The organism is Baekduia sp., from assembly GCF_035318805.1.
GTDB lineage: Bacteria > Actinomycetota > Thermoleophilia > Solirubrobacterales > Solirubrobacteraceae > Baekduia.
In genome coordinates this window covers 54,455-78,589 of record NZ_DATHDY010000140.1, presented here as the reverse complement: position 1 = coordinate 78,589, position 24,135 = coordinate 54,455, and the positions used below count along the sequence as shown (strand labels likewise).

General features: G+C 73.4%; 18 protein-coding genes. 11 read left to right on the top strand and 7 right to left on the bottom strand.

Features of this window, described 5'->3' with window-relative positions:
- Window positions 1-111: 111 nt before the first annotated feature.
- Window positions 112-600 carry a nuclear transport factor 2 family protein gene (locus tag VK501_RS28510; RefSeq protein ID WP_324343450.1) on the top strand — a complete coding sequence of 163 codons (489 nt, stop codon included), beginning with the start codon at window positions 112-114 and terminating at the stop codon, window positions 598-600.
- A gap of 10 nt (window positions 601-610) precedes the next feature.
- On the opposite strand, the gene VK501_RS28505 is transcribed toward VK501_RS28510, so the two are convergent.
- Window positions 611-1,669, bottom strand: a complete 1,059-nt coding sequence (locus VK501_RS28505; protein WP_324343449.1) for a nitronate monooxygenase — start codon at window positions 1,667-1,669, stop codon at window positions 611-613.
- A gap of 217 nt (window positions 1,670-1,886) precedes the next feature.
- Between VK501_RS28505 and VK501_RS28500 the strand changes: the two genes are divergently transcribed.
- Together VK501_RS28500 and VK501_RS28495 are read left to right on the top strand one after the other, a co-directional pair.
- Window positions 1,887-4,865: an amidase family protein gene (locus VK501_RS28500; protein ID WP_324343448.1), complete on the top strand. Its 2,979-nt coding sequence runs from the start codon at window positions 1,887-1,889 to the stop codon at window positions 4,863-4,865.
- Between the two features lie 137 nt (window positions 4,866-5,002).
- On the top strand, window positions 5,003-5,470 hold the full coding sequence (locus tag VK501_RS28495; protein WP_324343447.1) for a VOC family protein: 468 nt from the start codon (window positions 5,003-5,005) through the stop codon (window positions 5,468-5,470).
- A gap of 38 nt (window positions 5,471-5,508) precedes the next feature.
- Here VK501_RS28495 and VK501_RS28490 read toward each other — a convergent pair whose 3' ends face one another.
- The 3 genes from VK501_RS28490 to VK501_RS28480 all read right to left on the bottom strand — a co-directional run bounded on the left by VK501_RS28490 (window position 5,509) and on the right by VK501_RS28480 (window position 9,934).
- Complete coding sequence (locus VK501_RS28490; RefSeq protein ID WP_324343446.1) at window positions 5,509-6,702, bottom strand: RNA polymerase sigma factor; 1,194 nt, start codon at window positions 6,700-6,702, stop codon at window positions 5,509-5,511.
- Window positions 6,696-7,052, bottom strand: coding sequence for a YciI family protein (locus VK501_RS28485; RefSeq protein ID WP_324343445.1), 357 nt, complete (start codon window positions 7,050-7,052; stop codon window positions 6,696-6,698). The genes VK501_RS28490 and VK501_RS28485 overlap by 7 nt, the downstream gene beginning before the upstream one ends.
- 98 nt (window positions 7,053-7,150) lie before the next feature.
- Entirely contained in the window at window positions 7,151-9,934 is a 2,784-nt protein-coding gene (locus VK501_RS28480) for a PAS domain S-box protein (RefSeq protein ID WP_324343444.1), read from the bottom strand.
- A 49-nt stretch (window positions 9,935-9,983) separates the two neighbouring features.
- Between VK501_RS28480 and VK501_RS28475 the strand changes: the two genes are divergently transcribed.
- Window positions 9,984-11,006 carry a substrate-binding domain-containing protein gene (locus VK501_RS28475; RefSeq protein WP_324343443.1) on the top strand — a complete coding sequence of 341 codons (1,023 nt, stop codon included), beginning with the start codon at window positions 9,984-9,986 and terminating at the stop codon, window positions 11,004-11,006.
- Between the two features lie 7 nt (window positions 11,007-11,013).
- On the opposite strand, the gene VK501_RS28470 is transcribed toward VK501_RS28475, so the two are convergent.
- Window positions 11,014-11,160, bottom strand: a complete 147-nt coding sequence (locus VK501_RS28470; RefSeq protein WP_324343442.1) for a hypothetical protein — start codon at window positions 11,158-11,160, stop codon at window positions 11,014-11,016.
- A gap of 80 nt (window positions 11,161-11,240) precedes the next feature.
- Here VK501_RS28470 and VK501_RS28465 point away from each other — a divergent pair, with 80 nt between their 5' ends.
- The 5 genes from VK501_RS28465 (at window position 11,241) to VK501_RS28445 (ending at window position 20,142) form a co-directional block, all read left to right on the top strand.
- Complete coding sequence (locus VK501_RS28465) at window positions 11,241-11,621, top strand: VOC family protein (protein ID WP_324343441.1); 381 nt, start codon at window positions 11,241-11,243, stop codon at window positions 11,619-11,621.
- 231 nt (window positions 11,622-11,852) lie between these two features.
- On the top strand, window positions 11,853-12,356 hold the full coding sequence (locus VK501_RS28460; RefSeq protein ID WP_324343440.1) for an RNA polymerase sigma factor: 504 nt from the start codon (window positions 11,853-11,855) through the stop codon (window positions 12,354-12,356).
- On the top strand, window positions 12,341-13,279 hold the full coding sequence (locus tag VK501_RS28455; protein WP_324343439.1) for a hypothetical protein: 939 nt from the start codon (window positions 12,341-12,343) through the stop codon (window positions 13,277-13,279). Before VK501_RS28460 ends, VK501_RS28455 begins: the two co-directional genes overlap by 16 nt.
- 366 nt (window positions 13,280-13,645) lie before the next feature.
- On the top strand, window positions 13,646-16,858 hold the full coding sequence (locus VK501_RS28450) for a GDSL-type esterase/lipase family protein (protein WP_324343438.1): 3,213 nt from the start codon (window positions 13,646-13,648) through the stop codon (window positions 16,856-16,858).
- 269 nt (window positions 16,859-17,127) lie between these two features.
- Complete coding sequence (locus VK501_RS28445) at window positions 17,128-20,142, top strand: helix-turn-helix transcriptional regulator (RefSeq protein ID WP_324343437.1); 3,015 nt, start codon at window positions 17,128-17,130, stop codon at window positions 20,140-20,142.
- Here the strand turns inward: VK501_RS28445 and VK501_RS28440 are convergent.
- Entirely contained in the window at window positions 20,139-21,380 is a 1,242-nt protein-coding gene (locus tag VK501_RS28440; RefSeq protein WP_324343436.1) for an MFS transporter, read from the bottom strand. The genes VK501_RS28445 and VK501_RS28440 overlap by 4 nt on opposite strands.
- Before the next feature lie 208 nt (window positions 21,381-21,588).
- Between VK501_RS28440 and VK501_RS28435 the strand changes: the two genes are divergently transcribed.
- Window positions 21,589-21,825 (top strand): hypothetical protein, encoded by a 237-nt coding sequence (locus VK501_RS28435; RefSeq protein WP_324343435.1) that lies wholly within the window; start codon window positions 21,589-21,591, stop codon window positions 21,823-21,825.
- 28 nt (window positions 21,826-21,853) lie between these two features.
- Window positions 21,854-22,936: a hypothetical protein gene (locus tag VK501_RS28430; RefSeq protein ID WP_324343434.1), complete on the top strand. Its 1,083-nt coding sequence runs from the start codon at window positions 21,854-21,856 to the stop codon at window positions 22,934-22,936.
- A gap of 21 nt (window positions 22,937-22,957) precedes the next feature.
- Here VK501_RS28430 and VK501_RS28425 read toward each other — a convergent pair whose 3' ends face one another.
- Window positions 22,958-24,130, bottom strand: coding sequence for an ABC transporter permease (locus VK501_RS28425; RefSeq protein ID WP_414641209.1), 1,173 nt, complete (start codon window positions 24,128-24,130; stop codon window positions 22,958-22,960).
- Between the last annotated feature and the right edge of the window lie 5 nt (window positions 24,131-24,135).

Below are 24,135 nucleotides of genomic sequence, written 5' to 3'. Positions count from 1 at the left end.
CGCGCAGTCGTCGGGCCAGCTCGTTCAGCACGTCGTGATGAAGATGGACGTCCATTTCATGCTCCATGACCGTTGAGCGCGGCGCTGATCGTGCGTAGCGTCGCACAGACGATGATCGCCGTCGACAGCCCACTCGCCGCCTACCGCGCCGCCGCCGAGGCGCACGACGTGCCCGCCATGCTCGCCTGCATGGCGCCCGAGGTGGTGTTGAAGTCGCCGATCACCGACCGCTTCGCGTTCTCGGGACACCCGCAGATGCGCGACCTGCTGGAGGACGTCCACGCGGTGATCGACGACGTCCGCTACGTCGCCGACGCCGGCGACGACCGCACCCGGCTGCTCGCCCTCGAGGGTCGCGTCGGGCGCCAGCGCCTCGACGAGGCGATGCTCGTCACGCTCGACGACGACGGCCTGATCACCCACATGCAGCTCTTCATCCGGCCGCTGCCGGGGCTCACGGCGATGGCCGCCGCGCTGGGCCCGCGGGTGGCCGGGCGGCACAGCCGGACACGGGCGTTCGCGGTCCGCGCCATGATCGCGCCGCTGGCGTTCATGACCCGCCACGGCGAGGGCGTGGGCTCGCGCCTCGCGGCGCCGTAGGGCCCGCGCCCTAGGCGCCGGGCGCGAGCCGTGCGTGGACCGCCGCCACCGCGGCGCGCGCCTCGTCGCCCAGCTGCCGGGTGATCTCCGCGGCGGGGAGGTCCGGCGCCAGCTCGTGCGCCTGGCCGGCCCACAGGTTGATGAGGTCGGCGTCGCCGGTGCTGCGGCCGTGGGCGCGCAGCGGCGCCGTGAGGTGGTGGACCTCGGGGTAGGCGCGCGGCGCCGCCTCGCCGTGCTCGGTCAGCAGGCGGTTGACGATCCCGCGCGCCAGCCGGCCGGTGAACGCGCGCGTCAGCTTCGTGGGCGCCGCCGTGGCGGTCGCGGCGCGCTGCGCCGCAGACGTGCCCGCCTCGGGGCTGCGCAGGTACACCGAGCCGACCTGCGCCGCGGCGGCACCCGCGACGAGCACCGCGCCGACCGCCGCGCCGGTCGCGATCCCGCCGGTCGCTACGAGTGGCAGGTCGACGGCCGCCCGCACGAGCTGCAGCGCGACGAGCAGCGTCAGGTCCGCGGCCTGGTCGTCGTCGGTGAAGACGCCACGATGCCCGCCGGCCTCGACGCCCTGGACGACCAGCGCGTCGGCGCCGACCCGCGCGGCGGTTCGCGCCTCGGCCGGCGAGGTCACGGTGATCCACACCTCCGAGCCGGCCTCGTGCAGCCGGTCCACGGCGTCGCGCGACGGCAGCCCGAACGTGAACGACACCACCGCCACGCGCTCCTCGCACAGCAGCTCGACCTTCTCGTCGAACGCGTCGTCGTCGAACCGCGGCTCGCCGAGCGGCACCCCGACCCGTCCCACCTCAGCTCGCAGCCGCGCGGCGTACGCCTCGACGAGCTCGGGCTCGGCAGGCTCGCCGCCGCCGACGAACACGTTGACGCCGAACGGCCGAGCCGTCAGCGCGCGCGTCGTCTCGACGTCGGTTCGCACGCTCTCGACGCTCTTGTAGCCGGCCGCCACGAACCCGAGCCCGCCGGCCTCGGACACCGCCGCCGCGAGCTCCGGCGTCGACGGGCCACCCGCCATCGGCGCCTGCACCACCGCAACCGCCAGCTCACCGAGGACGCTCATCCCCTACGGATACCCGATCGGGAGACCCGGCCGGCGCGGCGGGCGACCGCTCTGCCGTCGCACGCGCATGGACCGCCGGTCCTGCGGCCGATCTGGACACACGACACACGGGCGATGGCGCACCGGGGCTCGCCCGGATTTGATCGGCGGCCGTGCCGGCGCGCAGCAAGTCGCGGCCCGGTGGTCCAGTCCTCCATCAGTCATCAGAAGGATCTGCATGTCGCCACGTACCTCCGCCAGGGCGAGTCTCGCCGCGCTGGCCGCAGTGCTCCTCGCCGGATCGGCGCTCGCCGGGTCGGCGGCCGCGTTCAACTACGTCACCGACAGCAGCGGCACGTACTGGGGGATCCAGGACGCCGCGGCGCCGCGCGTCGACACCGGAAGCATCCGGGCCACGCAGGTCGCCGCCGGCACCAGCGCGGCCTACAGCACGACCATCAACGGCTTCGGCGGCATCAAGGTCCAGGTCTCGACCACGCCGTCACCGCGGTTCAACGGCGAGCTGATGCGCGGCTTCGGGCTGAAGTTCGACGGGCTCGACCGCTTCGACACGACGACCGCGGTGGGTCTCGGCGGCGTGACGATCGCGCGTTCGATCTACGTCAACCGGTCCGCCGGCTGGACGCGGTGGCTGGACAGCTTCACCAACACGACTCGGGCGCCGATCACCGTCAAGGTCGCGTTCGGTGGCCAGACCGGCTACGGCGCCGCCGGCGCCAACTCGAGCGCGCTGGTCAACACCTCCAGCAGCGACGCGACCCTCACCGCCGCCGACTCGTGGGCCGAGGTCGCGACCCCGCTCAACGGCACCACGCCCGTCGGCGGGCCGCAGGCCACGGTCATCGGCACGCCGGGCGTGTTCGCCGGCGCGATGACCTTCACCGGCAACTGGCTCAACGACACCTTCAACAACCCACTGGCGACCTCCGGCCACGAGGGCAACTTCCAGGCCTACGTCAACACCATCACCCTGCCGCCGGGCAAGACCCGGTCGGTGGCCCACTTCGTCGTCCTCGGTCCGCGGGTCGACACGACGACGTCGGCGGCGGTGCGCAGCAGCGTCGAGGCCACCGCGACCGCGCTCGCCGGCGATCCCGAGCTGAGCGACCTGTCGGCCGCGCAGATCTGCTCGATCGACAACTTCGACATCTCCGCGCTGACGATCCCTGGCTTCGACCCGGCCGACTGCGCGAGCGTGGGCACCGTCGGCCAGATCCCGGTGCCCGAGGCCCGGGAGCCGGTGACGAGCTCGCCCTACGACGTCGTCGACAAGACGATCGGGCAGCTGCGGGCCGACCTCGAGTCGGGCAGGACCACCTCGCAGCAGATCACCCGCGCGTACCTCGACCGCGTCGCGGTCTACGACCAGGGCCAGTTCGGCTTCAACTCCTACGAGTACGTCGCGAAGGACGCGATGGCGCAGGCCAAGGCCGCCGACGACGCGCGCGCCGCGGGCAAGAGCAGCCCGGTGCTCGGCATCCCGATCGCCGTCAAGAACCTCTACGACACCAAGGACATGCCGACGACCAACGGCAGCCTGACGTTCGAGGGCTTCCGGCCCAAGTCCGACGCGTTCCAGGTCGCCAGGCTGCGCGATGCGGGTGCGGTCATCATCGGCAAGGCGGCGCTGGAGGAGTACGCCACCAGCGGCAGCTACTCCAACGACCCGTGGGGCCAGGTGTGGAACGCGTTCAACCCCTCCAAGTCGGCGATCGCCTCCAGCGGCGGCTCGGCGACGGCGACGGCGGCCAGCCTCGCCGCGGCGGCGCTCGGCTCGCAGACCGGTGACTCGCTCTACGGCCCGGCGAGCGGCGCGAGCCTGGTGACGCTGCGCGGAACCGACGGGCTCGAGAGCGGCTCGGGCATCATGCCGCTGTCGTGGCTGACCGACTTCGGGGGCGTCATGACGCGCTCGGTGCCGGACCTGGCCGACGTGCTGAACGTCGTGACGGGCACCGACGCGGCGGACCCGGCGACCGCTCCGGCGGACGCCCACCGGCCCGCCGACTGGCGCAGCATGCTGGATCCCAACGCCCTGGAGGGCAAGCGCATCGGCTACGTCGCGTCCAAGTGGGTCGACCCGTTCGGGACGACCGGGACGATCGACGCCGAGAAGGCCGCTCTGCAGTACCTCGAGCAGGCCGGGGCGACGATCGTCCCGATGGGCGCAGCAGTGGGGGGTGCCGACGTGCCGACGGTTCCGGCGAACACGACGACCGGCAACACCCAGCAGGAGGGCTGGGCGCAGTACATCGACGCCCATCCCGAGCTGGCCCAGCAGGGCTTCCCGATCAGCAACGCGGTCGACGTCAGCTGCTCGCAGAAGAAGATCGCCTACGTGCGGGCCGACGTGAGCGCCTGCGCGGTGCCGCCGGCACCGCGGATGACCGCGGACGAGATCGCGGCCAAGCGCGCCTACCGGGTGACCTACGCGGGCTCCGCCAAGGCGTGGATGGACTCGGCCGGGGTCGACGCGGTCGTCTACCCGGGGCTGTTGAGCGACATCAGCCTCAACGACGGCGGCGGCAACAAGTCGAGCTTCGGCCGGTCCGACACGATCGGCGCGGCGGCGGGGATCCCGACCGTCGTGTTCCCGGCGGGCTACAACGACCACGGGCAGCCGATCAACATCCAGCTGCTCGGCCGGGCGTGGGACGACGCGAAGCTCGTGGGCATGGCCTACGCCTTCGAGCAGCGGGCCCAGGCCGACGGCAAGGGCCATGTCGCGCCGACGACGGTCCCCGCGCTGACCTACAAGCCGGGCGCCGCGCCGCAGACGATCACGGTCGAGAAGCCCGTTGCGTCCGAGCCCGTGGTTGCGCCGGCGCCGGCGCCCGCGCCGGCCAAGCCGCCGGCGGTGACCGCGCGGGTCCGGACGACGGGCTCCGTGTCGGGCAGCTTCGCCCGCGTGGTGGCGATCAACACGAGCAAGGCCACCATCAACGGCACGCTCGTCCTCAAGGGCAAGGCCAAGGTCGGCGGCAGGACGAAGACCGTCACGTTCGGGGACGAGTACTTCACGATCGGCGCCGGCAAGAGCAGGACCATCAAGGTCTACCTCGGCCCCACGGCGCGCAAGGCGCTCCGCGGCCACACGCGGTTCACCGTCAGCGCGCGGTGGTCGCTGACCAACGCCTCCGGCGGCAGGCTGGCCCTCACGCGGTCGGTGACGCTGACGCTGCCGAAGACCGGCTGAGGTCCGGCGCGATGCGGGCGGCGCGGGCCGAGAGGTCCGCGCCGCCCGGCCCCGGTCGGTGATCGGGGACACCTATCGAGCGAGCGCGGCCGGCGCTCGGAGCGCTCGCCGCCAGACCTAACGTCGTCGGCGACGCCATGCCGGCCACCTCGTTGAACCACATCAGCATCAGCGCCCGGAACATCGAGGAGTCCCTGGCGTTCTACACCGGCGTCCTCGGGATGGAGCGCATCCCGAGCGCGACCTTCCGCGCGCCGACGGCCTGGCTGCGCCTCGGCGACCAGGAGCTGCATCTCTTCGAGCACGACACGTCGCCGCCGCGCCTGCAGCACTTCGGCCTCAACGTCGACGACTTCGAGGCGGTCTACGTCAAGGCCCTGGCGCTCGGCATCGAGGACCGCGACAGCTGGTCCTCGCACATCTACGAGCTGCCCGACGGCGCGGTCCAGCTGTATCTGCGCGACCCCGCCGGCAACCTCGTCGAGGTGGACTGGCCCGACGTCACGACGCTGGACCGGTCGATCGTGACCGACATCCCGAAGCTGGCCGACCAGGTGCCCCAGGACGAGGCCGCGGCCGGCGCCACGATCTACCTGTCTCGGTAACAGACTGCTCCGAGGCCCCTCGGGTCGACGCGCAACCGCTACGCCGCGCCCAGTTCCGCGAGCCGCCGCTCCAGCAGGCGTCGCTCGGCGTCGTCGTGGACCAGCGCCAGCGCACGGCGGTAGGCGTCGCGGGCCTCGCCCGTCGCGCCGAGGCGGCGCAGGAGTTCGCCGCGCGTCGCGTGGAGGTAGTGGTAGTCCTCCAGCGCGAGGCGATCGACGATGGCGAGGCCGGCCTCAGGACCCTGTGCCTCGGCGACCGCGACGGCTCGGCTCAGCTCGACGACCGGCGAGTCGGTGAGGCGGGCCAGCTCGCCGTAGAGGGCCGCGATCTGCGCCCAGTCGCGCGGCTCGTCGGCGTGCAGTGAGGCGATCGCGGCCTGGAGGACGTACGGACCGCGGCCCCGCAGCGCCAGGGCCCGGTCGAGCACCGCCTGTCCGTCGGCGATCTGCGCCGCGTTCCAGAGCGAGCGGTCCTGGTCGTCGAGCAGGACCAGCTCGCCACCCCGGAATCGCGCGGCGCCGCGGGCGTCGAGCAGCAGAATCATCGCCAGGAGCGCGTGCACCTCGGGCTCGTCGGGCATCAGCTCGGCGAGCGCGCGGCCGAGCTGGAGCGCCTCGGCCGTCAGGTCGCGGGTGGGCGGGACCGAGTGCGGGACCGAGTACCCCTGGTTGAAGATCAGGTAGACGACCGCCAGCACGGCGGCGAGCCGATCGGGCAGCAGGTGGTCCGCCGGCACCCGGAACGGGATGCCGGCGGCCTTGATCTTGCGCTTGGCCCGCACCAGCCGCTGCGCCATCGTGGCCTCCGGGACCAGGAAGGCGCGGGCGACCTCGGGGGTCGTCAGGCCGCCGAGCGTCCGGAGCGTGAGCGCCACTTGCGCCTCGGTCGCGAGCGCCGGATGGCAGCAGGTGAAGACGAGCTCGAGCCGCTCGTCGGGGAAGGTCGTCTCGTCCACCGGGTCCTCCGTCGCCTCGGGCACCTCGAGCTGCCGCGTCTTGGCGGCCAGCGTCCGCTCACGGCGAATGCGGTCGATGGCCCGGTTGCGTGCCGTGGTGATCAGCCACGTCCCCGGGCTCGTGGGCACGCCGTCGCGCGGCCAGCGCTCCGCGGCCACCGCGAAGGCCTCCTGCGCGGCCTCCTCGGCGAGGTCGAAGTCGCCGAGGAAGCCGATCAGCGCAGCGAGGACGTAGCCCCACTGCGCGCGGAAGGTCTGCTCGAGGATCTCTACCACTCCGCGATCGGACGCACCTCGATCGCGCCGCCCATCCGGGCGGCCGGAATCCGCGAGGCCAGCTCGATCGCGGCGTCGAGGTCGTCGGCCTCCAACAGCAGGTAGCCGCCGATCGCCTCCTTGAGCTCGACGAAGGGGCCGTCGGTCGTCAGCGTCCGGCCGTCCTGCACCCGCACGGTGGTCGCCGTCTCAGGCGGCTGGAGCTGGAGGCCGGGGCTGACGCCGGGGGTCTCGTTGAGGGCCTTGTACGCAGCGAAGACCGCGTTCTTCTCCTCCTCCGCAAGCGCCTCCCACGCCTCGGAGCCGGGGAGCGGGGTGGTGCCCTGGTGAATCAACAGCATGTACTTCATGTGCTTCCTCCTGACGGGGATGGTCGCCTGTAGACGAACGGCAGGCGACGAAATCGACACGTGCGCGCAAAACCGGCGAGGAGGCCCGGCGCCCGTCATCACCGTCCGGCGATCGGGATCTTGGCGAGCAGCGACGTTCCGCTCCCCGCCGGACTGGTGATCCCGACGGTTCCCCCCAGCGCCTCGACCCGGTCGGCGAGACCGGTCAGCCCCGACCCGCGGGCAGGGTCGGCTCCTCCGACCCCGTCGTCGGAGATCTCGACGCGCATCTCGCCGCCGTCGACCACGGCGCTCACCTCCGCCCGCTGCGCGCCGGAATGCTTCATCGCGTTCGTCAGCGCCTCGCTGACGACGAAGTACGCGGTCGCCTCGATCGCCAGGGGAAGTCGCTCCGCGGACACGTCCACCGTGACGGGCAGCGGGCTGCGCAACGCGAGCTCCTCGACACCGGCACGCAGTCCGCGGCTGGTGAGGACGGCCGGAAGGATGCCGTGCACCAGCTCGCGGAGCGCGGCGTTGGCCTGCTCGGCGTGGTCGAGCGCCTCACCCACGAGGGCCTCGGCCTGCCCGTCGCCGTCGCGGATCTCCCGGAGCGCGAGCTTCAGGGTGATCACGGTGTGCACGAGGCGCTGTTGCGCGCCGTCGTGCAGATCGCGCACCACGCGCCGCCGCTCCTCGGCGGTGGCAGCCACCACACGCGCGCGCGAGGCCTCCAGCTCGCCCCGGTTCTCGGCGTTGGCGATGGCGGTCGCGACGAGCTTGGTGAAGTTCGCCATGCGCTCCTCGGTGTCGGCAGGCATCGGCTCGCGCTTGGTCGAGACGGAGATCACGCCCCACAGCCGGCCCTCGACGACGATCGGGCTCGCGACCGTCGAGCGGTTTCCCAACCTGCCCAGCTTCACCGCGGCGACGCCCGTCGCCCCGGCGAAGTCCTCAACGTCGCGGCGAGCCGAGTGGCCGGTCCGAAACACCGCCGCGGTGGCCAGTGGTTCGTCGAGCTCCCGCCACCTCGGGACCCGCACCGCGTCTGCATCATGCGCCTGACCGAGCACGACGACCGCGGTGCCGTCGGGCTCGAAGCGCGCCACGGCGGCCATGCCGGCGCCGAAGAGGCGGCGGACCTCCTCGGCGACGGCCGAGAAGATCTCGGCCGGCGGCACATCGCGCGCGACGAGCGTCGCGACGCGCCGCAGCGCCTCCTGCTCCTGGGCATGGACGCGGAGGGCCGCGCGACTCTCCTCGACGGCGCCCTGAGCCTCGCGCAGCTCGGCCTCGGCACGCTTGCGGTCGGTGACGTCGCGGGCCGAGCCGTAGAAGATGCCCTCGTCCGGCACCGGACGGCTGCTCCACTCGAGCCACAGGATGGAGCCGTCGGCGCGGACGTTGCGGTTGTCGAACCGGACGACCTCCTGACCACCGCTGAGCTCGGCGAGCGCGTCGTGCGACCGCTGCCGGTCGTCCGGATGGACGAAGTCGAGGAATGGGCGGGAGACCAGCTCCTCGCTGGAGTACCCGAACGCCCGCTCGAAGGCGGGATTGACCCGCCGGAAGTAGCCGTCGAGGCCCGCGATGCACAGGAGGTCGAGCGAGAGGTTGAAGATCGCCTCGAACTCACGCTCGGCCCGCCGCCGGTCGGTCACATCCCTCGCGATGCCGTACACGATGCCCTCCTCGGGCACGGCCCGAGCGTTCCACTGGAGCAGGCGCTCGGAGCCGTCGGCGCAGAGGAACCGAATCTCGAACCCGACGGCCTCCCTTCCGTCGATGACGTGAGCGAGCTGCTCGCGCGCGGGCTGCACGTCGCCGGGATGGATGAAGTCGGTGAACGGCCGGGCGAGCAGCTCCTCCCTCGGGTATCCGAGCGTCCGCTCGAAGCTGGGGTTGACCCGTCGCCAGTAGCCGTCGAACCCGATGGTGGCGAGCATGTCGGCCGAGAGGTCGAAGATCCGCTGGACGTCGCGCTCGGCCCGGCGGCGCAGCATGATCGCCCGCCCCACGAGGAACACGATCAGCGCCACGGCGCAGGGCCAGGCGAGCGCGAGCCAGGGGAGGGTGGATTGCAGTCCCGACGGCGGCTCGCGCGCGACGCCGATGTGCCAGCGGCGTCCGAGGGTGTCGAAGCTCGCGGCGGCGTCGGACGGGGCGACCTTGCCGGCGACGACGCGTCCGTCCTGGCTCATGGCGATGCGATTCGGGTCGCCCTGGAGCGTCGTGGTGAACCATCCGCGTGGAACGAACACCACGAGAAAGCCGCGACTGTCGGGGCCCCGGCCGAAGCGGGTGGCCTCGAGGAGGTAGACCCCCGGCTCGCCCGCGAGCGAGCTCGGCCTGGTTGCGCTGGTGGCGAACACGCTCGCGCGGTTGCGGGTCGCGGCGGCGAGGCCGGGGAAGCTCGACACGTCCACGCCGGGCTGCAGCTCCGGACGCGTCGTGCTCGTGAAGGTGGCCGGCAGGTATGACGCGGCCCGGGGAGCGCGGACAAGGCGCCCGGAGGGCGTCAACCGCGTGATCGGCGCGCCGATGCGGCGCTCGTAACGGGGGCGCTCGGCGTCGGTCACGTGCTGCACCCAGAGCACGTCGTCGAGCCCCACGCTGGCCGCCGTCCCGCCGGCCAACCTGGCGAACCGCGCCTGCTTGGGCTGCGGCTCGACGGTCAGCACGTCGCCGAGGCCCGCCACATACGCCCTGGCGCGCCCGAGGACCTCCTGGATCTGCACGCTCTCGGACTGGGCGCGCCGCGCCGCGGCCGCATCGCGATCGCTGCGGATCGTCCTGCTCGTGAGGAGGTAGCCCGCCACCCCCAGCAGCACGATGAGCGCCAGCAGCGCGTTGCGGACCGATCCAGCCGAGCGAAACCACGAGTGCCGCAACACTCGGTCCATAGTCGGATCACCGTACCCACTTGCCACACCGCCTGGCTAGCATGGGTCCATGACCCGCCGACCTTGGCGGTGGATGCTCCTCGCGGGCTTGATCACGGCGTTTGCCCTGGGCTGCGGCGAGGGCGACAAGCGCCCTGCACGCGACACCCGGGGCGTCCGTCTCGCGGCGGTGATCAAGGGGTTGGAGAACCCGTACTTCGTGACGATGCGCGACGGCCTCGTGGCGACCGCCCGGCGCCATGAGGCCCCGCTGCGGCTCGCTGCCTCCCCGGCCGGGCTTCAGGGCACCGCCGGCCAGGCCTCGGATCTCGAGAACCTGGCCGAAGACCGCGCGGACTGCTACGTGGTCAACCCGATCAGCCAGACCAACCTGGTCCGCTCGCTGGCGAAGATCCCCGACGGGACGCCGATCGTCAACGTCGACTCGCTGGTCGACAAGGCGGCGGCGCAGGCGGCCGGGGTCAAGATCAGCAGCTACATCGGGACCGACAACGTCGCGGGCGGGGCGCTCGCCGCGGACGCGATGGCCGGGCTCGTCGGCCGTGGCGCCAGGGTCGCGGTGATCGCCGGGATTCCGGGCGACTCCAGCAGCGGCGACCGCACCCAGGGCTTCCGGCAGGGTGCGCACGGCCGCTTCGACGTGATCGAGACCGTCGCGGCCGACTTCGAGCGCGAGAAGGCCAGGCTGGCCGCCGAGGAGATGCTCCGTGCCCACCCCGACGTCGACGGCTTCTTCGCCGTGAACGACCTGATGGCGCTCGGCGTCGCCGACGCGGCCCGTGCCGCCGGCAGGCAGGGACGGGTGGCGGTGGTCGGCTTCGACGGCATCCCCGAGGCCCTCGCCGCGGTGAAGCGCGGCGCGCTGTCGGCGACGGTCGCCCAGTACCCGTACTCGATGGGCCAACTCGGCATCGAGGCCTGCCTCGCGGCGGTCGGGGGCAAGCCCCTGCCCGCCAACGTCGACGCGCCGGTCCAGGTGGTCACGAAGCGCAACGTCGCGCGAGCCCAGGCCAACTTCCCGCAACCGGTCGAGCATTTCGACAGCGCGTTCCGCGCGCTTCTGAAGCGGTGAGCGAGGGTCAGCGGCGGGAGATGGGGCTCTCCCCGGCCAAGCGTTCCATGTGGCGCCGGGTGACCTCGTTGGTCGCGCGGAGGAAGTCGATCACGTCCTCCAGCTGCTGCGTGGTGAACCGGCTGGCCAGCAACGCATCCCAGTCCTGCTTCACCGGACCCCAGATCGTGCCGGCCGCCGCGGAGAACGCCGGCGTGACGTCGACTCGTGCTGACAGAAAGCGAGAGGCATCCCATGAGCGAGAACACCATGCGGTTGGAGCTTGTCCCGGTTCCGGTCTCTGACGTCGACCGCGCCAAGGCGTTCTACACCGAGCAGGCCGGGTTCGCCGCCGACCACGACCACGTCGTCAGCGACGAGATCCGCTTCGTCCAGCTCACGCCCCCCGGGTCGGCCTGCTCGATCTCGATCGGGACCGGGCTGACGCCGATGGCCCCGGGCTCGCTGCAGGGGCTGCAGGTCGTCGTCGACGACGTCGCGGCCGTGCGCGACGGCCTCGCCTCCCGCGGGGTCGAGGTGAGCGAGATCCACGACTTCCCCTGGGGCTCGTTCGTGTTCTTCAGCGACCCCGACGGCAACGGCTGGGCGGTTCAGCAGGCCCGGCCGCGCAGCTGAGCCAGGCAGGATGGGTGGACCGTGTTCTCGGTCCTGTTCGAAGTCCATCCCAGGCCAGGGCAGACGCCAGGCGGCCGGCGACGCTGGCCGCGGACGCCGGTCACGAGGCGCCGGCAGTACTACCCCAACATCGCCTGAGCAGGGCCGGCGCCGGCGCGTCGCTGACCGCGGAGCACGGGCGATCGCCGCGGCACCGGTTGCGATCGGCGAGGGTGTGGACACTTGCCCAGCGTGGACTTCGAAGAGCTCTACCGCGCGACCTACCCTCGCGTGCTCGCCTACGCCCGGTCCATGGCGTCACGCGAGGACGCCGACGACGCGGTCGCCGAGGCGTACGCGATCGCCTGGCGCCGCCAGCGCGACATCCCGCACAGCGCCGAGCTGGGCTGGCTGATCGGCGTCACGCGCCGTGTCCTGGCCAACGCGCGGCGCAGCCGCCGGCGCGCCGGCGCACTGCATGCGCTGCTGGATCTCCAGCCGCGCGCGCCCGGCCCTGATCCCGCCGATCGCATCGCGGACGACGAGCTGCGCACCGCGCTGATGGCGCTCTCACCACTGGACCGCGAGGCCGTCGTGCTGACGGCCTGGTTCGACCTGTCCAGCGCCGATGCCGCCCAGGCGCTCGGCGTCACGCCCGCGGCGTTCCGGATGCGGGCGGCGCGGGCGCGCCGCCGGCTTCGCGTCGCCCTCACCCCGACCACCACCAAGGAGCGTCCCCAATGGAACACGATGTGAACGACGACCTCGAAGTCCGTCTGCGTGCGGCCCGTCCGCACATGGCGCGCGCCGACGAGAACGCGTTCGACGCCGACCTGCTGGCCCGCGTGCGCGACCAGCCGATCGCCGCCCGCCGCACCGTCCCCCGCGCCGTCGCGGTGCCGGTGGCGGTCGGGGTCACGCTCACCGCGACCGCGGTGGTGATGCTCGGCGGTGGGCCCGGCGACGTCGGCGGGCCGTCCTCGGCCTCGGCGATCACGGAGACCCTGCGGTGGTTGAACCCACCGTCGGGCACGATCCTGCACGTCCGCAGCGTCGAGACGACGGGCGCGCAGACCACCACGCGGGAGTTCTGGCAGGACGCGGACGACCCCGACTCCGAGCGTCTGAGGACCGAAGGGGCGCACACGTTCGAGACCTCGGGCCAGGCGCTCTACGACCCGGCGACGGACACGATCTACGACGCGCCCGCGGGGCCGCCGACCGGACGCGACGCCGCCAAGGCCAAACGCGCCGGGGCGAAGGTCGCGGCCGGCGGCAAGCCGGCGATCAGCAAGCCCGGCGACCATGCCATGCTGCCGGGCGACCTCGTCGTCAGCAAGGTCCGGAGCCTGCTCCAGGAGGGCCGGATGGTCGTGGGCGGGCGTGAGGTCCACGACGGCACCGACGCCTGGCCCGTCTCGCTGAAGCCCGAAGCCGGCCGGCCGGTGTGGACGCTGTGGGTCTCCGCCGCCGACGGCAAGCCGCTGGAGCTGCGCGATCCCGGCCGCGACGCGAGCGAGCAGCCACAGGTCATCCGCTGGCCGACCTACGAGGTGCTGCCCGGCTCCGACGCCGGCCGGCTGCTGACGCTCACGGGCGCCCATCCGTCGGCCCAGGTGGTGCGCGACGCCGCCGAGGCGGCAGCCGCCGGGGAGCGCCTGGGGGCAGAGAAGCCGTGATCCGGTGGCCGTCGGCGGGGCTCATGCCTCGCCGGCGGCCGACCCGGTCGGAGCCGTCGCGCTGACACGGACGTCGCGCTGGACCGCTGCTTCGTCCACGGAGAGCCTCGCCGGACTGCTCGAAGCGCGCCCGTAGCGCGTCGCCCGGCCGTCGCGGGATGACGCGGCCTCATCCCAAATGATGACGACCTTCACCGCCCGTCCCGAAACCGGACGGATGTCCTATGGGCCCCGGGAGCGTGCGCGGTCTACGTTGCTGGCCCCCGCGGGTCGCGGGTCGACCGGCGCGCCCGCGCCACGGAGGAGACATCGATGGACCGGTCCAGCATTCCGGCGCTCTTGCGCCGTTCCCTTCGGCGTGCCGTCATGCCGCTGTCCTGCGCGGCGATGATCGCCCTGGCGTCGCCCGCGATCGCGGGCGCGGTGGACTACGTCGCGATGGGCGACTCCTACGCCTCGGGCACCGGCACCCGCACGTACTTCGACTCGGGCTGCCAGCGCAGCGTCTCCGCGTACCCGTACCTCATCAAGGACTCGCTGGGTTCGAGCTTCACCTTCGCCGCCTGCAGCGGCGCGAAGACCCAGGACGTCCTCAACAACCAGCTCGGCTCGCTGACCACCACCACGAAGTACGGCTCGATCTCCATCGGCGGCAACGACGCCGGCTTCTCGAGCGTCATCACGAAGTGCGCTCAGCCGTTCGTCAGCTGCGACAGCGACATCACCACGGCGCAGAACTACATCAACAACACGCTGCCCGGCCGCCTCGACCTCGTCTACAACGCGATCCGCAGCCGCGCACCCAGCGCGGTCGTCACGACGGTCGGCTACCCACGCCTGTTCAACGGGACCGACTGCAACGCGCTGACCTTCTTCAGCTCGGACGAGATGACCAAGCTGAACGCGACGGCCGACATGCTCGCCAACGTCACGCGGGCTCGGGCACGGGCCCACGGGATGTCGTTCGTCGACGTCCGCCAGGCCTTCGTGGGGCACGCCGTCTGCGACAACGCCGAGTGGCTCAACGGCCTGAGCAACCCGACCGGCGAGTCCTACCACCCCAACGCGCTCGGCCACTCCTCGGGCTTCGCGCCGATGGTGCGCGCCGCGCTGCTCGCGGCCCCGAGCCCCAACGCGCCCGTGGGCGGCAACGGGCGCATCGCCTTCGGGACCAACCGCACCGGCAACAACGACGTGTGGGTCGCCAACGCCGACGGCACGTTCCCCGTGAGCCTCGTCGACGACCCGAGCAGCGACGTCGATCCGGCCTGGTCGCCCGACGGCAAGAAGGTGGCCTTCGCCAGCAACCGCGACGGCGACTATGAGATCTACACCATCAACGGCGACGGGAGCGGCCTGACGCAGCTGACCGCCAACAGCAGCGAGGACCGGGAGCCGACGTGGTCGCCCAACGGCGCCTACATCGCGTTCCGCACCGACCGGACCGGCAACAACGAGATCTTCAAGGTCGGCGCTGCGGGCGGCTCGCAGACCAACATCACCAACAACAGCGCGTCGGACTTCGCCCCGGCCTGGTCGCCGGACGGCGCCGAGATCGCGTTCCAGCGCTTCACCTCGGGCAGCGCGACGGGCCAGGGCAACGAGGTGCTCAAGGAGAACGCGGACGGGCAGGGCCAGCTCAACCTGACCAGCAACGCCGCGACGACCAACGACGGCGGTCCGGCCTGGTCGCCCGACGGCGCCACGATCGCCTTCCACAGCAACCGCACGGGCGGCCTGTTCAAGGTCTTCACCATGGGCGCGACCGGCGGCGCCGCCACGCAGCGCTCGACCGGCGCGGGCAACGACACGAGCCCCGCGTGGTCGCCCAAGGGCGATCTGATCGCCTTCACCAGCACGCGTGACGGCAACGACGAGATCTACACCATGACCCCGACCGGCGGCTCGCAGGCCAACCGCACGGCCAACCTCGGCGCCGACAACAACCCGGCCTGGCAGGAGGACAGCACCCCGCCGGCGACGACCATCGGCCTCCAGCCGAGCGGCGCGATCAACACCGCGCGGCCGACGTTCCAGCTCGCGTCCAGCGAGCTCGGCTCGGCGCTGCAGTGCAGCGTCGACGGCGCGGCCTACGCGACCTGCACCACGCCCTTCCAGACGGCGACGCTCTCCGACGGCCCGCACAGCCTGTCGGTGCGCTCGGTCGACCCGGCCGGCAACGTCGATCCCCATCCCGCGGTCCGCACGTTCACGGTCGACACCGTGGCCCCGGCGGTCGCCGTCGACTGCCCCGCGACGGTGCTGCTCGACGACCCCGCCGACGCGATCGTGACCGCCACCGACGAGGGCTCGGGCTTCCCGGCCGGCGGCGACCCCAGCGGCGCCCAGCCGGTGGTGACCTCCGTCCCCGGGACGCAGACCTACAGCGTCACGGCGATCGACGTGGCGGGCAACGCGACGACCGAAAGCTGCACCTACGAGGTGCGCTACCCCGACCCGGGTACGCCTGGGCTCACCGCGGGCGCGACGCCCAACGCCGGTGATTTCACGATCGGCTGGACGCCGTCCGCCGACTCGAGCCGTCCCATCCGCTACGTGCTCGAGCGCAAGGACGCGGGCGGCGACTGGGAGGAGGCCGCCGCCGGCCTCGCCGACGCGAGCCGCGCGTTCGCGAGTGGCGATCTCGCCGACGAGGGCACGTGGCGGTTCCGCGTCAAGGGCATCGACGACGTCAACCACACCGAGACGGGCTGGTCGGCGGAGTCCGACCCCGTCAAGGTCGACCAGACCGCGCCGGCCGCACCGTCGATCAGCCCCGACCGCGCGGCGGAGTACGCGGGCGACGGCGGCTGGTTCCGCGACACCGTCACGCTCAGCACGACCGACCACGGCGATCCGGACCTGCGCGACGGCAGCGCGGGCGCGGGCGTGGACCCGGCCTCGGTGGCCGCACCCCAGACGCTGACGGCGTCGGGCACGGCCGCGCGGACCATCCAGGACCTGGTGGGTCACACGTCGGAGGAGGCGCAGCGCAGCGTCCAGGTGGACACCGAGAAGCCGGCGCTGGACCTCGACTGCCCCTCTTCCGTGCTCCTGCACGGGACGGCGAGCGTCCTGGTCAGCGCGAGCGACGGCCAGTCCGGCCTGCTCGACGATCCGTCGGGCACCGTCTCGGTCGACACCGACAGCGTCGGCGACCAGACGATCACGCGCACCGCGACCGACAACGTCGGGCACGAGCGCACGGCGAGCTGCGACGTCGGCGTCCACTACGCCTACAGCGGCCTGCTGGCGCCGGTCAACCCGGACGGCTCCAGCGTGTACAAGCTCAACAGCACGGTGCCGCTGAAGCTGCGGCTCCGCGACGCGGCGGATCAGACGGTGGCCACCGCGCATATCACGGTGGAGATGGAGCGCTACTCCGGGAGCGTGCTCGGCACCGACGTCGAGACCACGGTCACGGCCACGCCGACCAACGGCAAGGACTTCGCCTACCAGGCCGGCTCGGGCGAGTACCACTACAACCTGTCGACGAAGCCGCTCAGCGTCGGCACGTGGAACATCAAGCTCACGCTGGACGACGGCACCGTGCGGCGGACACGGATCTCGCTGCGGTAGGGGCGCGGAGCTGACGGAAGCTGGTACGAGAGGCCCGTGACGGCACGGTCAGAGCTGCTCGAGCGTGACGCCGAAGCAGCGCTGTTGGGGAAGCTTGCCGATCGTGCCCCGCGCAGGCAGCGGGGCTGCGTCGTCGTCGCCGGGATCGGCAAGACCGCGCTGCTGGGACGGATCGACGAGCTCGCCGCCGGGGCGGACCCGGACGAGGTACGGATCAGCGGCCCGCGTGGTGATTCGCCGGCGCCGGATGACATGCGATGCTGGGGCGCGTGTCCAGTCGCGTCGCCAGTCCGGACTTCGTGGGCCGCGAACGCGAGCTCGCGCACCTGAGTGAGGCCGTCAGCGCCGCCGGTGACGGCCGGCCGGCGTTCGTGCTGGTGGGTGGCGAGTCCGGCGTCGGCAAGAGCCGGCTCGTCCAGGAGATCGCGCGCCGCAGCGCGGCCGATGGCGCGCGGGTGCTCTCGGGCGACTGCGTCGACCTCGGTGACGCCGAGCTCGCCTACTCTCCGCTCGTCGGCGCGCTGCGCGGCGTGGGCGGCGAGGAGCTCGAGGCCGTCCTGGGCGCCAACGCCCGTGGGCTCGCGGCGCTGCTGCCCCAGGTCGAGGGTCAGGCCGAGGTGTCCACCGCGGCGCCGCTGGCGCAGGGGAGGATGTTCGAGCTGTTGTTCGGACTCCTCGGCGGCCTGGGCGGGGAGCGGCCGCTGCTGCTCGTCGTCGAGGACGTGCATTGGGCCGACCGCTCGACGCGCGACTTCCTGACGTTCCTGATCCGCAACGCCCGCAGCGAGCGCCTCGTGGTCGTGGCGACCTACCGGACCGACGAGATGCACCGCCGGCACCCACTGCGCCCGTTCCTGGCTGAGGCCGACCGTGCGCCCGGGGTCACGCGCCTCGTGCTGGATCGCTTCACGCGCGACGAGCTCGTGGCGCAGCTCACGGGCATCCTGGACGAGCGCCCGTCGCCGCTGCTGGTCGAGGAGCTGTTCGCGCGTGCGGAGGGCAACCCGTTCTTCACCGAGGAGCTCGTCGCCGCCGGCGGCGGCCATCGCGACCTGCGGCTGCCCGAGGACGTCCGCGACACGCTCATGCTGCGCATCGAGACGCTCACTCGCGACACCCAGTCCGTGCTGCGCGTCGCGGCCGCGGCCGGACCGCGTATGCGCCACGGGCTGTTGCAGCACGCCAGCGAGTTGCCCGAGGACGCGCTGGTCGCCGGGCTGCGCGAGGCCGTCGTCCACCACATCCTCGTCCACGAGCCCGAGAGCGACGTCTACATGTTCCGCCACGCGCTGCTGCGCGAGGCGATCGCCGACGACCTGCTCCCGGGCGAGCGCGGCCCGCTGCACGCAGCGCTGGGCCGGGCGCTGAGCGACGACCCGGCGCTGTCGGCCTCCGGCCGCGGCGTGGCGGCCGAGCTGGCGTTCCACTGGTCGGCCGCGCACGACCTGCCGGCGGCGTTCACGGCCTCGGCGCAGGCCGGCGTCGAGGCCGAGCGGGTCGCCGCCTTCGCCGAGGCCAACGCCCACTTCGAGCGGGCCGCCGAGCTGTGGGACGCCGTGCCGGCCGAGCGGCGCGCCGATGGCCCGTCGCGCATCGAGCTGCTGCGCCGTGCCGCCGACGCCGCGCAGCTGTCGGGCGACCAGGATCGCGCGGCGGCGTTGACGCGCCGCGCCCTGGCGCTCGTCGACGTCGAGCGAGACCCGCTGACGGGCGCCGCGCTGCACGAGCGCCTGAGCCGCTACCTCTGGGTCGGTGGACTCTCGCGTGACGCGCTGGAGGCGTCGGGCACCGCCGTCGCGCTGATGCCGTCCGACGCACCGCCCGCCGAGCGCGCGCGGGTCCTCGGCACGCAGGCGCATCTGTTGATGTTGTTGGGGCGCGGCGTGGAGGCCGCCGAGCGCAGCGAGGAGGCGCTCGCGCTCGCCCGCGCCGCGGGCAACCGCGCCGAGGAGGGCCGGATCCTGAACACGATCGGCCCGTCGCTGGCGATCATCGGTCGCCACGATGAGGGCATCGCCGCGATGCGCGTCGCGCGCGAGATCGCCGAGGAGGTCGGTGATCTGGAGGAGCTGACGCGCGCCTACGTCAACCTCGGCGAGATCCTCGACCAGCGCGGTCACATCGCCGAGGCCGCGGCGGTCGCCCGCGATGGCGTGGCGAGAGCCCGCCTCGAAGGCCTGCGCGCCCTCTTGCCGTTGCTGCTCGCCGAGATGGCGCACCGGCTGATGCGCCTCGGACGCTGGGACGAGGCCTCGGCTGCGCTGGACGAGGCGCTCCTGGCGCCCCAGGCCATCGGCGTGGCCCGGGCCACGGCCCTGCTGGGGCGCGCGGAGCTCGACGCCCTGCGCGGCGACGGCACGGCAACAGAGCGGCTGGTCGCCGAAGCCGACGCCGCCCAGCGCCAGGCCGTCGGGTCGATGTGGACCGCGCCGGCCACCGCCGCTCGCGCCGCGGCCGCGATCTGGGACGGTCGTCCCGCAGACGTCCGCGCCACGGTGGCGCAGCAACTGGCCGGCGGCGACGAGGACGACGCCATGGCCGCCTACTACCTCGGGCCGATCGTGGCCGTGGGGGCGAGGGCCGAAGCCGACCTGGCGACGCGGGCCCGGGCCACCGGCGACGCCCAGGGCGAGGCCGAGGCGATCGCGCGGGCAGGCCGGCTGATCCAGGAGGCCCGGTGGCCGGCGAGCTCCGACACGCCGCCGGAGGCGCTCTTGCAGCTCGCCACGGCGGCGGCCGACGAGCAGCGTGCCCGCGGCGTCGCGACGCCGGAGACGTGGGCCGAGCTCGCAGCGCGCTGGGAGCAGTTCGGCGTGCCGTTCCAGGCGGCATACGCGCGCTGGCGTCAGGCCGAGGCGACGCTCGCGGCCGGCGGCGCCCGCGGCGACGTCGCCGAGGTTCTGTCCGCGGCACACGTCGTCTCCGTCGCGCTGGGCGCGCGCCCGCTCCGCGCGGAGCTCGAGGCGCTGGCGCGGCGGGCGCGGATCCCGCTCGAGGACGCCGACGCGGTGGCATCGCCTGACGATGCGGCGACGGGCGAGCCGTCGGCCGCGGAGCGCGTGGGCCTGACCGCGCGGGAGCTCGACGTCCTGCGCCTGGCGGCGGCGGGATCGACCAACCGCGAGATCGGCGAGACGCTCTTCATCAGTCAGAAGACCGTGAGCGTCCACGTCTCGCGCATCCTGGCCAAGCTCGACGCGCGCTCACGCGTGGAGGCCGCGGGCATGGCGCAGCGGCTTGGCCTGCTCGACGACGCGGTCGCCGGCGGCGCCGCCGCGGACTAGCCGGCCGCCGGCACCGCGGTCGTCACGGTGGCGACTCGCGGCGGCCGCGCCACGGCGACGGCGACGAGCGCGACAGCCGCGCCCAGGAGCGTCAGCGCGCCGCCGAGGCCGGCGAGCGCGACGAGCACCGGCGCGAGCAGCGAGCCGGCGACGATCCCGCTCAACGCCGCGGGCAGGGCGAAGCCGTAGGCGCGACCGAGCACGTCCGCGGGCAGGGAGCGCTGCAGACCCGTCTCGGCGAGGACCTCGACGGTGATCGCGCCGACGCCGCCGACGAAGCTGAGCCCGAGTGCCAGGCCGAGGCCGTCCACGATGCCCAGGAGCGGGAGCGGGACCGCGACGCACAGCAGCGCGCCGGCGAGCGCCGCCGGCTGTCGGCCCTCGCGGCTCAGCCGCCCGGCGACCACGGCGCCGATCACGCCACCCAGCCCGATGGCGCCGAGCAGGTAGCCGTAGCCGTCGGCGCCGAGGCCCAGCCGGCCGGCGACGAGGAGCAGCAGGACGGTCTGCGCGCCGTAGACGAGGCTGCAGGCGACGTCGGCCCCGACGAGCCGGCAGGCGGCTGGCCGCGTCAGGAGTGCGTGCGCACCGGCGCGCAGGTCGGCCAGGACGGTCGGGCGCCCGACGACGCTGCTGCAACCGTCGGTCCGGGCCGCGGGCCGGAACGCCGCGCCTGCGGGGATCGACGCGACCAACAGCGCCGAGCCGACGAACGTGAGTCCGTTGAGCGCGAAGGCCAAGCTCGGCGGGCCGAGGAGCAGAAGGACCGCGCCGAGCGCGGGGCCCACGACGATGCACGTCGGCCCGATGGCGGCGCGCGCCGCGTTGGCGGCCGGGAGATCATCGGCATCGACGAGCTGCGGCGTGCTCACCGCGACGCACGGGGCGTGGGGGACGGCCGCCAGGGTGGCCAGCGCGGCCAGCGCCGGCGCCAGCACGACGGGCAGGCCGGCGATCGCCACGAGCGCGAGCAGTCCCATCAGCAGGGCGCGCACGACGTCGGTCGCGATCATCAGGGTGCGGCGGTCGACCCGATCGGCCAAGACGCCGCCCAGCGGACCCGCGACGACGATCGGCGCGACGCGCGCGGCGGTGGTGAGGCCCAGCCACGTCGCCGAGTGGGTCTCGTGGTCCACGTAGGCCAGAAGCGCGAGGTTGTAGAGCCAGTCGCCCGCCTGAGAGATGGCCAGCGCGGCCAGCAGGCGGGCGAAGCGGGGATGACGCAGCGCGGTGTGCATGGAGCCTGACGGTGACGCTGAGATGGCGGTGCCCGCATCAGGCATTCGCGTCGAATGGCAGGCATGACCCTCCCATCCCGGTGGGTCCAGGGGTCCTACACCAGCGGGCCTAGGACCCCTACCCGATGGTCAATAGGGCGTGCGGGCCACGAAGTGGGGGCGGTTGTCCGATGTGCGCCCGCGGCCCTTAGCCGCAGTGTTCCCATCCATGAACACCACCACGAGCACCACCCACGCCGACCGCTACTTCGCCCCGGGCCGCTACTTCGCCCCCCAGGCCCGCTACTTCGCCCCCGAGGCCCGCTACTTCGCCCCCGAGGCCCGCTACTGCTCGCCGCAGGCGGGCCTCGCCGAGTTGATGTCCTGCTCCGTCTTCCCCGCCCGCCTGGCGGGTCCTCCGCCCGGGCCCGTCCGCCCCGGCGTCGGATGGCTGCGGCGTCCGTAGCCACTACCTGATCAATGGAGAGAACTAGATGAACCACAAGAAGATGCGCCGGTGGGGTTGCGGTGTCGCCGCCGTCCTGGCCGCGACGGTTGTCGTGACGGTCCAGCCTGCGCGAGCGAGCACCTTCGACGTCAAGCCCGGCGGCCTGATCTGCACGACCTTCGACGCTGGGACCAGCCAGTCGACCGTCCAGCTGGCGGCCAACAACCGCAGCCGGACCAACGAGTCGATTCCCGCCGGCGACTTCAACTACTTCGATCCGGGTGCCCTGGACCGGGGCCAGCCGGGGATGTTCGCGCCGGGTTGGTCCTCGTGGAGCACCACGTTCCCCGCGGTGGCCGACAACGCTGCGCATGAGATGGCGTGGGTCCTCACCGGGGACGCAGACATCCTGGACACGCGCGCCAGCGTCCAGCCCTTCGCCCGCCCCTGCGCCGACCACGGTCCCGCGATCACCTCGGTGTCGCCGACCGGCCTGGTCCTCGGCGGCGGGGCGCAGGCCCTGACGATCTGGGGCCGCGGGATGGCCGGCGCGACGGTGCTGATCAGCGGCGCCGGCGTCCACGTCGCGACGCCGACCGCCGCGGTCGATCAGCGGATCGACGTCCCGGTGACCGTGGACGCTGACGCGCCGAAGACGCCGCGCGACCTCCTGGTCAAGACGCCGGACGACCTCGAGGTCGGCTGCCGCGCGTGCCTGCAGATCACCGACGCGCCGGGCGTGGCGGCGACGGGCGCCCAGGGTCCCAAGGGCGACAACGGCGACAAGGGCGACGCCGGCGCGCAGGGCCCCAGGGGCGAGGCGGGGCCACAAGGACCCGCAGGGACGCCCGGCGTGAGCGGCGCGACGCCGTCGGTCATCCGCGTCAAGAGCGGGTCGACCGCGTTCGGCCGCGACCGGTCCGCCACGGCGACGGCGCGGTGCCCAGCCGGCACGAGCGTCATCTCGGGCGGACACGACGTCGATCCCTCCTCGAGCGGAGAGGCCCTGTCGGTGGTGACCGACGAGGCGAGCGGGGACCGGTCATGGACCGTGACCGTCCGCGCCGTCCCCGCGCGGAGCACGCGGCGCCTGACCGTCTCGGCCACCTGCCTGGGCACGAGACCGTAGGCGACCGAGAGCGTCCCGGCTTCAGCTCGCCCGCAACGCCTCGGTCGGTGCGAGCCGGGCGGCGCGGATGGCCGGGTAGACGCCGGCGATCGCTCCGACGGCCAGCGCGACGCCGACCCCGCCCGCGAGCGCGGTGAGCGGGACGACCAGCGGGTGGCCGCTGGTGACCGCGTACACGGCCGTCGCCAGCGCCCCGAGGGCGATCCCGCCGACGCCGCCGAGGCCGCACAGCACCAGCGACTCGACGACGAACTGCGTGGCGACCTGGTGGCGGCGGGCGCCCAGCGCGCGGCGCAGGCCGATCTCGGTCCGCCGCTCGAGCACGGAGATCACCATGATGTTGGCGACGCCCATCGCGCCGACGATGACGGCGACCGCGCCGAGGGCGAGGAACAGACCGGTGAGCGCCGTGCGTGCGGTGGCGCGCGCGGCGAGCAGCGCCGATGGCCGGCTGACCTGGACGGCCTCGGGCTGTGACGGGTTGGCGGTGAACGGCAGCACGGTGGTGACGGCGCGGACCTGGTCGGGCAGCGCCCGCACGTAGATCGAGGTCGGGTGGCCGCCGAGGCCGAGCATGCGGCCGGCGACCGGGAAGCCGACGATCGCCGCCTGGTCGATCTCCGGCGTGAGCGGGACCGGCCGCAGGATCCCGACGACCGTGAAGTACGTCCCGCCGAGGAAGACCTGCGTGACCGGCGTGACGCGGTCGATCCCGAGCGTCGCCGCCGCCGCCGCGCCCAGGACGGTCGCCGGGTAGCGGGCCGTCGCAGCGTTCAGGAACGCTCCGTGGGCGACGCGCGCGCCGAGCGTGCGCGGGAGGTCGAGCTGCGCGGCGAGGACCGAGACGCCGCCGGTGTCGACCGCCGGGATCGCCGCCGTGCGCCGCACCGTCGCGCCCGCGACGTAGCCGACGGCGGTGAAGCCCTGGACCGGCGGGATCCTCGCGATCATGCCGGGCGCCGTGGTCGGCAGGGCCGCCGGAGTGCCCGACAGGCCCTGGCCCGCGCCGACCGTGATCAGGTTGCCCTGGGCCCCGAGCTGGGCCAGCAGCGCCGCGCGCGAGGAGGCCGAGACGCCGAGGACGGCCACCGCCGCGCCGATCCCGACGGCGATCCCGAGCGCCGACAGGGCCGTCCGCCACGGCCGCGCGAGCAGCGCCGCGCCACCGGTGCGCAGGACGTCGCCGGGGCGCATCCGCA